The 12,977-nt window shown below is 67.0% G+C and carries 15 protein-coding genes; 10 read left to right on the top strand and 5 right to left on the bottom strand.

The window, feature by feature from the left end; translation table 11 throughout:
• Window positions 1–7: 7 nt before the first annotated feature.
• Window positions 8–718, bottom strand: a complete 711-nt coding sequence (locus ACOQOP_RS12025) for a DUF938 domain-containing protein (protein ID WP_420562048.1) — start codon at window positions 716–718, stop codon at window positions 8–10.
• 96 nt (window positions 719–814) lie between these two features.
• On the opposite strand from ACOQOP_RS12025, the gene ACOQOP_RS12020 reads away from it, so the two are divergent.
• The 5 genes from ACOQOP_RS12020 (at window position 815) to ACOQOP_RS12000 (ending at window position 4,758) form a co-directional block, all read left to right on the top strand.
• Window positions 815–1,282, top strand: coding sequence for a TerB family tellurite resistance protein (locus ACOQOP_RS12020; RefSeq protein ID WP_420562047.1), 468 nt, complete (start codon window positions 815–817; stop codon window positions 1,280–1,282).
• 45 nt (window positions 1,283–1,327) lie between these two features.
• A complete protein-coding gene (fdxA, locus tag ACOQOP_RS12015; RefSeq protein WP_420562046.1) occupies window positions 1,328–1,666 on the top strand; it encodes a ferredoxin FdxA in 339 nt (112 codons plus the stop codon).
• Window positions 1,667–2,048: 382 nt separating this feature from the next.
• Window positions 2,049–2,546, top strand: a complete 498-nt coding sequence (locus tag ACOQOP_RS12010) for a CarD family transcriptional regulator (protein WP_028795112.1) — start codon at window positions 2,049–2,051, stop codon at window positions 2,544–2,546.
• 261 nt (window positions 2,547–2,807) lie between these two features.
• Window positions 2,808–3,665 carry a hypothetical protein gene (locus ACOQOP_RS12005; protein WP_420562045.1) on the top strand — a complete coding sequence of 286 codons (858 nt, stop codon included), beginning with the start codon at window positions 2,808–2,810 and terminating at the stop codon, window positions 3,663–3,665.
• A gap of 184 nt (window positions 3,666–3,849) precedes the next feature.
• Entirely contained in the window at window positions 3,850–4,758 is a 909-nt protein-coding gene (locus tag ACOQOP_RS12000; protein ID WP_420562044.1) for an RNA polymerase factor sigma-32, read from the top strand.
• An 83-nt stretch (window positions 4,759–4,841) separates the two neighbouring features.
• Here ACOQOP_RS12000 and ACOQOP_RS11995 read toward each other — a convergent pair whose 3' ends face one another.
• The 3 genes from ACOQOP_RS11995 to ACOQOP_RS11985 form a co-directional block, all read right to left on the bottom strand.
• Window positions 4,842–6,302, bottom strand: coding sequence for a M48 family metalloprotease (locus ACOQOP_RS11995; protein WP_420562043.1), 1,461 nt, complete (start codon window positions 6,300–6,302; stop codon window positions 4,842–4,844).
• Window positions 6,303–6,452: 150 nt separating this feature from the next.
• The gene (locus ACOQOP_RS11990; protein WP_420562042.1) at window positions 6,453–7,268 is read right to left on the bottom strand and encodes a thermonuclease family protein; all 816 of its coding nucleotides are present in this window, start codon (window positions 7,266–7,268) and stop codon (window positions 6,453–6,455) included.
• An 11-nt stretch (window positions 7,269–7,279) separates the two neighbouring features.
• Window positions 7,280–7,726, bottom strand: a complete 447-nt coding sequence (locus tag ACOQOP_RS11985) for a Dps family protein (protein ID WP_420562041.1) — start codon at window positions 7,724–7,726, stop codon at window positions 7,280–7,282.
• A 127-nt stretch (window positions 7,727–7,853) separates the two neighbouring features.
• Between ACOQOP_RS11985 and ACOQOP_RS11980 the strand changes: the two genes are divergently transcribed.
• From ACOQOP_RS11980 to ACOQOP_RS11965, 4 genes are all read left to right on the top strand, one after another.
• Window positions 7,854–8,837: a LysR substrate-binding domain-containing protein gene (locus ACOQOP_RS11980; protein WP_420562040.1), complete on the top strand. Its 984-nt coding sequence runs from the start codon at window positions 7,854–7,856 to the stop codon at window positions 8,835–8,837.
• Window positions 8,834–9,805: a prolyl aminopeptidase gene (gene pip / locus ACOQOP_RS11975; protein ID WP_420562039.1), complete on the top strand. Its 972-nt coding sequence runs from the start codon at window positions 8,834–8,836 to the stop codon at window positions 9,803–9,805. Before ACOQOP_RS11980 ends, pip begins: the two co-directional genes overlap by 4 nt.
• 102 nt (window positions 9,806–9,907) lie before the next feature.
• Window positions 9,908–10,423: an acyloxyacyl hydrolase gene (locus ACOQOP_RS11970; protein ID WP_420562038.1), complete on the top strand. Its 516-nt coding sequence runs from the start codon at window positions 9,908–9,910 to the stop codon at window positions 10,421–10,423.
• A gap of 15 nt (window positions 10,424–10,438) precedes the next feature.
• Complete coding sequence (locus ACOQOP_RS11965; protein ID WP_420562037.1) at window positions 10,439–11,128, top strand: rhomboid family intramembrane serine protease; 690 nt, start codon at window positions 10,439–10,441, stop codon at window positions 11,126–11,128.
• On the opposite strand, the gene ACOQOP_RS11960 is transcribed toward ACOQOP_RS11965, so the two are convergent.
• On the bottom strand, window positions 11,121–12,092 hold the full coding sequence (locus tag ACOQOP_RS11960; protein ID WP_420562036.1) for a hypothetical protein: 972 nt from the start codon (window positions 12,090–12,092) through the stop codon (window positions 11,121–11,123). The two genes, ACOQOP_RS11965 and ACOQOP_RS11960, sit on opposite strands and share 8 nt — an antisense overlap.
• Before the next feature lie 362 nt (window positions 12,093–12,454).
• Between ACOQOP_RS11960 and hspQ the strand changes: the two genes are divergently transcribed.
• Window positions 12,455–12,781: a heat shock protein HspQ gene (gene hspQ / locus ACOQOP_RS11955; protein ID WP_420562035.1), complete on the top strand. Its 327-nt coding sequence runs from the start codon at window positions 12,455–12,457 to the stop codon at window positions 12,779–12,781.
• Window positions 12,782–12,977 lie beyond the last annotated feature (196 nt).

The raw sequence follows: 12,977 nt of genomic DNA, 5'->3' as shown, positions 1-12,977 counted from the left end.
TTCGGGATCAGCCGCGCAGGACCACGCAAAGGTTGTTCGCCGGCATCTCGTGGATCGCGGACAGCGCCAGCCCGGCCTCGGCGGCCGCAGGCAGCACCTCGCGCTCCAGGTCCCGGATGCCCCAGCGCGGATCCTGGCGCTGCAGGTCGGCGTCGAAGACCGTGTTGCCCTCGCTCATGGAGCGGCCGTCCCGGTGGAACGGTCCGTAGAGGATCAATGGCGCGCCGGGTTCAAGCCAGCGCTTCGCCCCGGCGAAGATCCCGAGCGCCACCGCCCAAGGGGCGATGTGGATCACGTTGACGCTCAGGATGCCGCAATACGGCGCGCAGTCGGCCACGGGCCAGGTCGCGGCGTCGGCGGAGGCGTCGAGGGCGCGGGGCGCCATCGGACGGGGCGCCTGGGCCGGCAGACACTGCGTCCAGGCCGCGATGCTGGCACGCCGCTCCGCAGTGTTCTCGGTCGGCAGCCAGCGGCGGGGATGCAGGTCCTGGACGAAGGCGGCGGCGTGATGCCCCGTGCCGGAACCGATCTCGAGCACGGTCCCGGCAGCCGGCAGTTCGGCCTTCAGCACGGCGAGCAGGGGGCGCGCGTTGCGCCGCGCCGCCGGCGCGTCCATGGCGCCCGCCGGCGTCTCGGCGGCCAGGACGGTCTCGAAGGCGGCTCCGGGCTCCGAGGCGGCGGCCGGTGCCTGGGTGGTTGAGGGGGCTGACGGATCCATCATGGCGACCTATGTAGTCACGATCCGGCAAAGGCTTGCGCCGGAGTCGGGGAGTATGCCCCGGTCGCCCATCTCGAACCAGAATGGAACTCGCCCATGCTCGCGCGTCTGAAGGCCTTCATGAACGGCCTTGAATCCGGAAGCCGCCCCGCGGCCGCGCCCCGCAAGGACCTGGCCACGGCCGTGGCGGTGCTGCTCGCCCGTGCGGCCACGCTGGACGGCAAGTTCGAGGCCGAGGAGCGCGCGGTGGTCGCCGACCATCTGTGCAACCGGTTCGACGTGTCGCGCGACGAGATCGACCGGACGCTCGAGGAGGCCGTCAACTCGGCGGACGAGATGGTGGATCTCTATGGCCTGACGCGCACCGTCAAGGACAAGCTCGACGAGGAAGGGCGGATCGAGCTCATGGAGGCGCTGTGGGAGGTGGTCTACGCCGACGGCGAACTGCATGACTACGAAGGCCAGCTCATGCGCCGGCTTTCCGGCCTGCTCTACGTGACCGATCGGGAGAGCGGAGAGGCGCGAAAGCGCGCGCTCGCGAAGCTCGGTCTTGAAGTCGGCTGACAGGCTACGCTAAAGAGCCACGTCAACCGCGCGCCGGAGACCCGCATGACCTACATCGTCAACGAGAAGTGCATTAAGTGTAAGTATACTGACTGTGTGGAGGTCTGCCCCGTCGATTGCTTCTACGAGGGCGAGAACATGCTGGTCATCCATCCGGACGAATGCATCGATTGCGGTGTGTGCGAACCGGAATGCCCGCCCGAGGCGATCCTGCCGGATACCGAGCCCGCCGCGGAGAAGTGGCTGGCCATCAACGCCGAGTATGCCGACATCTGGCCGAACATCACGCGCAAGATCGACCCGATGCCGGACGCCGACAAGCTGCAGGACGAGGCCGGCAAGTACGAGAAGTATTTCTCGGCCAACCCGGGCGAAGGCAGCTGATCGCAGTCAGGTTCCGAGGCGATTTTCGTCCTCGACTTTAAGACTCCGGTCACAAATATCTGATCTAATAGCAGGGTCGGTTAAGCTCGGGCCCTGCCTGCGCGCGTCTGCCTGCAAGCTACCATTCGCCGCGATTTTGTGATAAGGTTCACACCATCGCGCTGGTCCAAAAGCCGACAATGATCAGTGCGCCCCCGCAAAACGTGGGACCATCGACGAAACGACCATATGTTTCGACCGTCTCTCGTGTTGATCGCGTGGTAATCGGCTGTTTGGGGAAGTCGATCCTTTGGGTCGGCAAGTGTTTCTTGTCTGTGTGTGGTGGGAGCAGTTTTCGGTGGCTAAAGAGGGCGGAATGGCAGAGGACGTGGAAAAATCACCCATGACAAAAAAGAACGAGTTCAACACTGGCGACTTCGTCGTGTACCCGACGCATGGTGTGGGCCTGATCAAGGGAACGGAGACCCAGACCATTGCCGGGACTGAACTGGAACTGCTGGTGATCGATTTCGAGCAGGACCGGATGACCCTGCGCATTCCGCTGACCAAGGCCAAGACCAGCGGCCTGCGGCGCCTGAGCAGCCGCAAGCAGATGGACGCGGCGATCGCCAAGCTGAAGGGCCGCGCGCGTGTTCGCCGGACCATGTGGAGCCGCCGCGCCCAGGAATACGAGGCGAAGATCAATTCCGGCGACCCGGTGTCCATCGCCGAGGTGGTCCGCGACCTGCGCCGCTCCAGCAACCAGGCGGAACAGTCCTACAGCGAGCGGCAGATGTATCAGGCCGCCATCGACCGTCTGGCCCGCGAGTTCGCGAAGATCGAGAAGATCGACGAGGAAGCGGCGATCGACCGGCTCGAGAAGCTGATGGACGCTGCCTGACGGCGCGCGATTCGGCGCGAATCGGCCATTTTTGTGCAACGGGCGGCCTGCGGGCCGCCCGCATGCGTTCGGGGTTGAGGCAGATAGTATGCGATCGGCTCCATTGGCTGCTTAGCCTGCAATATCCGGTACTTAGCTAGAATTCCGGGAATCGGAAACCGGGGCCCGGAGACGGGTGCTCCGCGTGGTGCGTTGACGCGCGACTCGGAAATGATATTGGGGTGGGATGACTCGTTCACCGAGCGCGAGGCCCCCCCGGCCGTGACAACCACCTGTCTTACAGCTTCCGACCGTCACGTCGACCTGTCCGGCGCCCGGCGCGTCTGGGCGGTGGGTGCGATCTTCGGGGAAGCGGCCCTTCTCCGCGACCTGCACGACCAGATCGGCGCCCGCTTCGAACCGGGCGACCGGATCGTCTACCTGGGCAATATCCTCGGCGGCGGCGATGTCCGCGAGACCCTGCGCGAGCTGATGCGGTTCCGTGCGCTGGTCATGGCGCAGCCGCCGCTCTACCTGCCCGACGACATCGTCTGCCTGCGCGGCGCCCAGGAGGAGATGTGGCACAAGCTGCTGCAGATCCATTTCGCGCCGAAACCGGCCGACCTGCTGCGCTGGATGCTGGACCGCGGTATCGGCGCCACGCTCGCCGCCTATGGCGGCGAAGCCGGCCAGGGATTCGCCGCGGCCGAGGAGGGCATGGTCGCCCTGACCCGCTGGACCAGCCGCCTCAAGTCCGGCGTGCACGCCTCGCCGGGCCACCAGACCTGGTTCGGACAGATCCGCCGCTTCGGCTGCGCGGGTAGCGACGGGGTCTTGTTCGTCAATACGGGCATCGACCCGTCGCGGCCGCTGCACGACCAGCGCGACGCGTTCTGGTGGGGCAGCAAGGGCTTCGAGCGAGCCGAAACGACCGGGTTCGAGGGCTTCGCGAAGCTGGTCCGGGGCTATGACCCCCAGGGCGGCGGTCCGAAGGAGACCGAGCGGACCCTGTGCATCGACAGCGGCTGCGGCCGGGGCGGCGCGCTGAGCGCTGCCTGCCTGTCCACCGACGGCCGCCTGCTCGACTGGGTCGAAGCCGTGCCCAGCGAGACCGTGCTTCCCCTTCGGGCCGCCCGCTAGGCCGTCCGGGCTTCGCCGCGACCCGGCAGCCCCATCCCGATCACGATCGCTTGAGACGCGCCGCACCTTGTGCGGCGCAGCAATATTTTCGTGTCAATCGCGTCCTGGATATGATCCGATTTCTACCCAAGTGCGTACGAAGGGCTACAAAAAGAACCGCAGGTCGGGTGCGAGACACCAGCGGATGCCAACCACACAGGGGGCGGCAATGGCCTATATCGACGACCCGGATACCCAGCGTGCCAACATCGCCTTCATAAAGGCCTCGATGAAGGAACCGTTGCTTGAACGGGACCACGAGTTCGAGTTGGCTCGCCGCTGGCGCGAGGATGGTGACGAGAGGGCCCTGCACGAACTGGTGCGCTCCTACACCCGGCTGGTGGTCTCCACCGCCAGCAAGTTCCGCAATTACGGTCTGCCCATGGGCGACCTCGTCCAGGAGGGCAATGTCGGCCTGATGCAGGCGGCCGCCCGGTTCGAGCCGGAGCGGGAGGTCCGTTTCTCGACCTATGCCGGCTGGTGGATCCGCTCGGCCATACAGGACTACATCCTGCGCAACTGGTCGATCGTGCGCACCGGCACCACCGCGGCGCAGAAGTCGCTGTTCTTCAACCTGCGGCGCCTGCGGGCCAAGATCAGCAGCTCTGTGAACGGCGGCATGACCGACGAAGGACGCATGTATGTTGCCACCCAGCTCAAGGTCGACCGCCGCGAGGTCGAGGCGATGGAGATGCGCCTCTCCGGCCATGACCAGTCCCTGAACGCGCCGATCTCCGAGACCGGCGAGGACGACTGGCAGGATTTCTTGGCCGATGAGCGGCCGAGCCCGGAGGCGGTGGTCACGGGCATGCGCGACGCCTCCACCCGGTCGAAGTGGCTGGCGGAGGCCTTGGCCGAGCTCTCGCCGCGCGAGCGCACGATCATCGATCAGCGTCGCCTCAGCGAGGAGGGTGCCACCCTGGAAGAGCTGGGCCGGGAGCTCGGCGTGTCCAAGGAGCGGGTGCGCCAGCTCGAGCACCGGGCGCTGATGAAGCTCCGGGACCGGCTGGTCCACCGCGTGGAGCGCACCGCCGACCTGCTGCTGGAGGCCTGAGCCCCTCAGCCACCAACCCGACTAAAGAAAAAGGGCGTCCCGGCCGGGACGCCCTTTCTGCGTGTGCCGGCGGTGCCTTCCGGTTACTCGACCACGAGCTTCACCAGCATGCCCGGCTGAAGCTGGGCGGCGGTGTCGATCCCGTTCAGGACCTGGAAGCGGGCGCGTTGCTCGGGGCCCTGGGGCATGCGGGCCGCCAGGCTGTCGATCGTGTCGCCCGGCTGCACCTGGACCACCTGCAGCCGCAGCGGCCGATAGGACGACGCCTCCGCCTCGCTCAGCGTCTCGAAGCTGTAGGTGGTGCGCCGCAGCTCCTCCTCGTTGGCGGCCAGTGCCTGGGCGCTGCCCAGAAAGACGAAGCGGTATACATGGCTGCTGTCCGCTCGGATCGCGATCAGCCGATAGTTGGCGACCCCCTGCTGGGTCTGCACGGTGGCGGCGGCGGTGGCGGCGTTCATGCCGTTCACGGTGAAGTCCTGCAGGCCGGTGAGCTGGGCGTTCTGGGCCCATTTCTGGATGAACTGGGACATGGGAATGCCCGAGGTCTCGCGCACCCCGTCGAACACCATGGCCATCTCGCTGCCCTTGCGGCCTTCGACCCGGTCGGAGGAGTTGATCAGGGTGAAGCCCGGGGGCGCGACGAAGCGGAACCGCAGGGTCGGGTGGATGAAGGTGCGGTCGCGGATGAAGCCCTCTTCCGGATCGTCGCCGTACAGCATGCCGTCGATCTGGCGCAGGTAGGTCTCGCGCTCGACCCGACCGGGAGCCAGGGTGCCGGTCGCCTGCTGGGCCTCGCGCACCCGGTCCACGGTGCGCGGGTGGGTGGCGAGCAGGTTGAAGGCGTTCGGATCGTTTTGCGAGCCGCGCAGCCGGGCCTCGAGTTCGGTCTGGGCGCCCAGGCTGGCGAGGAAGGTGGCCACCGCGCTCGGCTCGTAGCCGGCCGACGCCATGTAGCGCAGGCCCAGAGAATCCGCCTCGAACTCGTTCTCCCGGCTGTAGCTCTTCAGGTAGAGGGCGCCGCCCATATTGGCGAGGTCCGAGAGGGCGCGCTGTCCGGTCACCGCGCCGAGCAGCCCCGCGCCCAGACTGACCGCGACCGAGCGGCTGTAGCGCTCGGCGCTGTGGCGGGCGGTGACATGGCCGATCTCGTGGCCGATGACGCCTGCCAGCTCCGCCTCGTTGTCGGCCAGCGCCATCAGGCCGCGGCTCACATAGACGTAGCCGCCGGGCAGGGCGAAGGCGTTGACGATCGGGCTGTCGAGGATGGTGAAGGTGTAGTTTAGATCGGGACGGTCGGACACGGCCGCCATGCGCGCGCCGATGCTGTTCACATAGGCGGTGAGCTGCGGATCCTCGTAGGCGCCGCCGAACTCCTCCAGGATCTGCGGGTGCTGTTCCGCGCCGATCCGCTTCTCGTCCTCCGGCGACATGAAGGCGGTGAAGCTCTGTTCGCCGGTCGCCGGGTTGGTGGAGCAGGCGCCGATGGAAACGGCGGCCAGGCAGGTGAGGACGTGGAGCGAGCGTTTGAACAGCGAAGCCATCATGCGAAATTATCCTACAGCTGGACGTGGCAACGATATGGCAGGCCGAACCCTTGCCCAAGATCCGCTTGCCGGCAATTCAAAGGGCAACGACTCAATCCAAGCGCCGGTTCCAGCAAAGCAGAGGTTCCGGCATTGCTATAGGGAGTGGGATCAGTCCTCGAGGACTTCAAGCTGTGCGGGATGGGTGAGGTCGATCATCGGCCCGTTGGTGGGATAGACCCATCCGCGCCCCCGCACCCGCAGGCCGGTAAGGTCGGTGAGTTCGATGCCCGCCTTCTTGAACGCGCGTCGGGCGTCGCTTTCGGCCCGGAAGGTGAAGTCGTCGCGCCAGTCCAGGCCGAAGTTCAGATATGCGGTGCCGCGTACAAGCGCGGCCTCCACCACCCGGCCCTCGACGATCTGCCAGCTGTCCAGGTCGCCCCAGGTCTCCGCCGGGTTGCGGACACGGTAAAAACGCTCCGCCCAGATCCCACGGCGGTTGGCCCGGGCGGTGCGCTCCAGGTCGAGCAACGTCCGGGCGCCCGTAGAAGTGCGGGGCCAGGTATAGACCCGGGCGAAGCCACGCTGCAGCAGGTGGCCTTGGAGCCACGTGCCCTCTTCGGTGACGACATGGGCAAGCGCCCGCTGCCAGCGGTCGCGACGGTCCTCGGCGTACTGCAGGGTGACCGTCCGGCCGAGACAGATCTCGGCGACCTCGGCCATCGCTTCGGTGGCGAGCGGCCAGGCTGGCGCGCCGTCGCGGGCGGGGGCCGGGGTCTGGATACCGGCGAGGCGGACCCGCAGTCCGCTCTCAAGATCGAGCGTGTCTGCGGACAGAACAGCGGCGACCCGGCCGCTTTCCCCTGATGTCAGGGCGCCGGGCGGGGCAGGTCCGGGTCGGGCCGGTTTGGCCCCCGACAGGAGCACCGCCCCGCCCGCCGCGAGGGCGGTGCGGAGCAGGGAGCGTCGGGTCGGCCGGGTGGGCATGGAGCCCCGGGTCAGGCCTTGATGCTGCGGAGCATCCAGGCGTGCTTGTCGTGGGTGGTCAGGCGCGCGGTCAGCATGTCCGCGGTGGACGGATCGCCCGCTTCCTCGGCCACAGAGATGCCTTCGCGCAGGGTCTCGCCCATGGTCTCGTGGCTCGAGGCCAGGTCGGCGACCATCGTCTGCGCATCGGCGTTCTGCTTGGCGTCGGAGATCTTGGTTGCGTCCATGAACACCTGGAAGCTGCCCGGCGCCGGCGCGCCGAGGGCGCGGATGCGCTCGGCCAGCTCGTCCACGGCGCCATGGGCGTCGTTGTACTGCTCCTCGAACAGGTTGTGCAGACCGTAGAAGGTCGGCCCCTCGACGTTCCAGTGGTAGTTCTGCGTCTTCAGCGCCAGCGCATAGGTGTCGGCCAGAGCCTGTTCCAGAGCGGCGATGACAGGTTTGCTATTCGCGGACATAGAGGGTCCCTCCTTTATCTCTCGTCGGAATGAAGCATGGGAGCCCGGAGCCGGGCTTGCAATTCATATGGGTGGATGATTGCAATCCGCTAATCGATAAATTTCACGGGTATGATAGTTTGTGCCTATGAGCGTGAACGGTCTCAGTCTGCGGGAACTCGAATATCTGGTGGCGGTATCCGAGCACGGTCATTTCGGGCGGGCGGCCGAAGCCTGTCATGTCAGCCAGCCGTCCCTGTCCGCGGGCGTGCGGAAAGTCGAGGATCTGCTGGGATTCCGGGTCTTTGAGCGGACCAGCCGGACGGTGCTGCTGACCCGTCGCGGCGCGGTCGCGGTCGACCGGGCGCGCCAGGCGATCGCGGCGGCAGAGCATTTCCTGGCCTCCGCACCCGCCGGCGGAGACCCCCTCTCCGGCCGCTTCGTGCTCGGGGCGATTGCGACAATCGGTCCCTATCTCTTCCGTCACGTGCTCGGCCCCCTGCGCCGGGAGCACCCCAATCTTGACTTGATCATCGAGGAGGGGCTGACCAGCCACCTGATCGACCGGCTGAAGGAAGGTGCGCTCGACGGGGTGATCCTGTCGCCGCCGGTCGCCGACGAGGGGCTGGAGATCGAACCCTGCTACCGCGAACGGTTCCACCTGGCGGAGTCCGCCACCGAGGCCTCGCCGGATGGGCCCGCCAACCTGTCCGCACTGGACATGCAGGGGGCGGTGCTGCTGGAGGAGGGCCATTGCCTGCGGGACCAGACCCTGTCGATCTGCTCCGCCGCCGGCATCCGGCCCCGCCAGACGGCCATGAGCCTGGAGACCCTGAAGGCGATCGTCGCCGCCGGCACCGGCTTCAGCCTGATCCCGGAGACCGCGACCGACGACACCCTGGGCGGCCTTATCCGCTACCGGCCGTTCAGCGATCCCCGGATCGGCCGCACCGTGGCGCTGGCCTGGCGCCGAAGCCGGGCGGAGGACGACGACGTGCGCAGCCTGCTGGCTCTGCTGCGCCGCGCCGTGCCGCCCGGGGCGATCCCGATCGACGGCAAGCGCATCGAGGGTTTTGACAACGGCCGGGCGGAGGCGGATAACCGGGCAGTCCAGAAGGGAGGAAGGCCGTGATCCGCGACGAACTGTTTCCGGAAATCGCCTCTCGGCGCAACGGCTTCCTCGAGGTCGGCGACGGCCACACGATCTACTGGGAGGAGAGCGGCGCCCGCGAGGGCATCCCGGTCGTCTTCCTGCATGGCGGTCCCGGTTCCGGCACCTCGCCGACCCAGCGCCGCTTCTTCGACCCGCGGGCCTACCGGATCATTCTGTTCGACCAGCGCGGCGCCGGCCGCTCCACACCCCGGGCGGGGGTAGAGGCCAACACCACGCCGCACCTCGTCGCCGACATGGAGCGCCTGCGCCAGCATCTGGACATCGACGGCTGGCTGGTGTTCGGCGGGTCCTGGGGCTCCACCCTGGCGCTCGCCTATGGACAGGCGCATCCGGACCGCTGTCTCGGCTTCGTGCTCCGTGGCGTCTTCCTGGGACGCGCCAAGGAGATCGACTGGTTCATGACCGGCATGCGCGGCTTCTTCCCCGAGGTGTGGCGGAGCTTCGCCGACCTGATCCCGGAGGATGAGCGCGACGACTTGCTGCTCGCCTATCACCGGCGGCTGACCGATCCCGACCCCAAGGTCCATCTGCCGGCGGCCCGGCACTGGGCCCGCTACGAGAAGGCCTGCTCGTCGCTGCTGCCCGAGCCCGAGCAGATCTGGTCGGCGGAGGACCCGCACCACGCGCTGAACCTCGCGCGGATCGAGGCCCATTACTTCCTCAACGACATGTTCCTGCCGGAGGACGGCCTGCTGGCTGGCGTCGAGCGGATCCGCCATCTGCCCGCCACCATCGTGCAGGGCCGCTATGACGTGATCTGCCCGCCGGAGAGCGCCCATGCGCTGGCCCGGGCCTGGCCGGGGGCGGAGCTGATCTACGTGCCCGATGCGGGCCATGCCGCGATGGAGCCCGGAGTGCGCCGCGCCCTGGTGCGGGCCACCGAACGGTTCAAGTCGACCCTGCGCCAGCCGGTGCGGGTCGGCTGAGCCCGCATCGCCGCTTGATGCGGCGGGCAGGCTCTCTATGATGCCGATATCCAATGAAATTTTCCGCCTGAGGCGGAGTTTTCGCAGCCTGGGAGACGATCGTTGCGCCAGCCTCTCGCCACTGCCCTGATCCTCGCCGTCGCCCTCCTGGTCGGGGCCGTGGGACGTGCCCGGGCGGAAGAGCCCGACTTTCTGACCTTCGGTGCCGGCTATTACGACCTGTTCGACGATCAGGCCGCCGCCGAGGCCCGCTTCGAGTACCGGTTCTCCGAAAAGAACAAGCTGCTGTGGTTCACCCCCTTCGTCGGCCTGACCGCGACCTCGGACGCCGCCACGTACGGCTATGCCGGCATCGCGCTGGACGTCTTCTTCGGCAACCGCTGGGTGGCGACGCCGACCTTCGCCGCCGGTCTCTACGGCAACGGCGACGGCAAGGACCTCGGCCACGCGATCGAGTTCCGCTCCGGCCTGGAGATCGCCTACCGCTTCGACGACTACTCCCGCCTGGGCCTGTCCTTCACCCATATCTCCAATGCCGGCATCGGCGAGCGCAATCCGGGCGTGGAATCGCTGGTGCTGTTCTATTCGGTGCCGTTCGACGCCGTCTTCGGGGAGTAGGCTGCGGCCGGTCTGATGCCGGACCCGATCCCCTTCCGACCGCGGCCCCAGGTTCCGCCCGAGCCGAAGCCGGCCCTCCCGGTGGTGACGGTCCTGCTGTGCGCGGCGCTGGCGGCGATCTATGTCTGGCAGGCCGGGTTGGATGCCTATGGTGACATGGTGCTGGTCAGCGGCTACGCGTTGATCCCGGCCGAGCTGTTCGGGCTTGGTTCGCGCAGCGGGCAGGTCGGGGGCGTGCCGGCCATCGCGACCCTTCTCACCGCCCAGTTCCTACACGGCGGCTGGATGCATCTTATCGGCAATCTGGTCGCCATCCTGCTGGCCGGGATCCTGGTCGAGCGCCGCGCCGGCGGGTTGCGGACGCTGGGGGTGTTCCTGCTCTCCGGGGTCGCCGGCCTGGCGGTCGAAGCGGCTGCGGGCCCGGGCTCGACCGCGCCGATCCTGGGGGCCAGCGCCGGAGCGGCGGGCCTAATGGGCGGCGTGCTGCGGCTGGACCCGCGCGGTCGGATCCACATTCCCTGGCCGGGCGGCGGACGTCCGCGGCTGTGGGCGGTGCCGGCCTTGCCGGTGATCGGGGTCTGGCTGATCGCCCAGGTGGCGGGTCTCGCCTTCTCCGCCGGCGAGCCGATCGCCTTCCTCGCCCATGGCACCGGCTTCGTGGTCGGCGCCCTGCTCGCGGGAAAGCGCCCGCCGGCCGTCACATGATGGTCGAGGGCGCCGAGTGCTCCAGCTTGAGCAGCTTCTCCAGCCCCGGAGCCAGATCCGACTGAACGAACTCGGCGCGCTTGTGCGGGCTGCCGGTATGGTGCGGGAACTTGGTCTCCCAGGCGTCGAGCTTCACCGTCAGACCGCAGAGCACGCCGCCGATGGTCTCGTGGTGACTCGTGATCATGGCGTGCAGCTTCTGGAAGCTCTCCATGGAGATGTTGTCCCAGAAGGTCTGTGAGTTCCGGTCGAAGGACTCGAACCGGCCGGTCACGGAGCCGAGCAGCTCGTTCAGGCCGCTGCGCACCGCCTCGCACCGGTCCATGAGCTGCTGGTTCTCCCGCAGCATGGTGCCCCGCATCTCGTCCATCCAGTCGGTGAGCTGGTCGAATTTCGGGACGATCTCGTCGAGGCAGCGCCGGAAATAGGAGAGCGATAGGTAGATATCGCCATACTTCTCCAGGAAGTCGGGGATATCGGCGACGGTGATGTTCATCATCGCGGCGATCTTCTGCATGTTCTTCAGGGCGACCTTACGGTCGACATTGGTGAACATCTCGATGATCTGGCCGGAATTGCGGACGTTGTCCGTGTTCGCGCCGAAGACGTTCACCACCAGCGGCCGGGTGAACGACTTCATGTAATCGGTCAGCCGCGCCTCCATGGCCGGCGACAGGGTCAGGTCGGCGGCGTGCCGGACGTCGATCTTGAGGTCGCGCAGGGAGTTCCGCAGGGAGAAGACATCGAAGCTGTTCAGCTCGGCGAGCTCGTACAGCACCGCCATATCGGCCTTCAGGTCTTCCTCGTCGGCGCCGATGAAATCGGGCAGAGCCTTGATCTGGATGAGGCCGGCACCGGTGGCGTTGTCGTGGAACAGCTCCAGCTCGGAGTTCAGCTGTGCCGACTTGATCAGGCGGGCCCGCGCCAGCCCCGGCAGGCGCAGCGGCACGATGCGCAGGGGCATGATGTGCAGGGAGTCCCGATCGAGATCTGAAAGGTCGTCTAGAATGTCACTGCCCTAGGGTTCCGCTTCGGCGGGTCAAACCATGATCCGCGACCTGCGATTGCTCAAGGTGAAAACGTACTCCGGTTTATTGAGGATAAGCCAAAATCCATTTTTCCCTGTGATTCGCCGGTACAAACACTCACTGGCGACGCATTTGCACCGCAGGGGCGCCTCTTGTATGCAGGGAACATCGGCGTATGTATGTCGTCCGGCCGTACCCGTGGGGCATGTAGGGGCTTTGAGGCCCGCCCTTGCTCTCGGGCCGGCATTGGCCAAATATATCAGGCTAGAAGTGACCCTCTTCAGAATCGGGCAGAACTATGAAGATCGTTGAGCCCAAATTCCCGATCGGCGCCGTGGTGAAGCACCGGCATTTCGACTTCCGCGGCGTCGTGTTCGACATCGACCCGGAGTTCGCGAATACCGAGGAATGGTACAATTCCATACCTGAGGACCGACGTCCGAAGCGCGATCAGCCGTTCTACCACCTCTTCGCGGAGAACCCGCAAAGCTACTACATCGCCTATGTCTCCGAGCAGAACCTGATCGACGACGCGTCCAACGGTCCGGTCGATCACCCTCAGATTGGCGAGATGTTCAGCACGAGCGGCGACGGCCGCTACGTCATGCGCCAAGTCAACGCCTGAGCCGACGCCGCGACGCCCTATGCCGGGTCGTGCCGCCTAACGGTGGCCGCCTGTGACGGAACGGTTCTCCTATCCCTGATCCCACGGCGGAGGCCGCCCCTGGCCAAGAGGCTGAACCTGCCGGGTCCGGCTGGCGAGGCGACGGCGACTCTGCGATGATCGGGCGTCACCGTCGTTGAACGAAGCGAGGCTGCGC

Source organism: Thalassobaculum sp. (genome assembly GCF_965223715.1).
Lineage (GTDB): Bacteria > Pseudomonadota > Alphaproteobacteria > Thalassobaculales > Thalassobaculaceae > Thalassobaculum.
The sequence above is the reverse complement of the archived record's forward strand: the minus strand, read 5'-3'. Positions and strand labels throughout refer to the sequence as shown.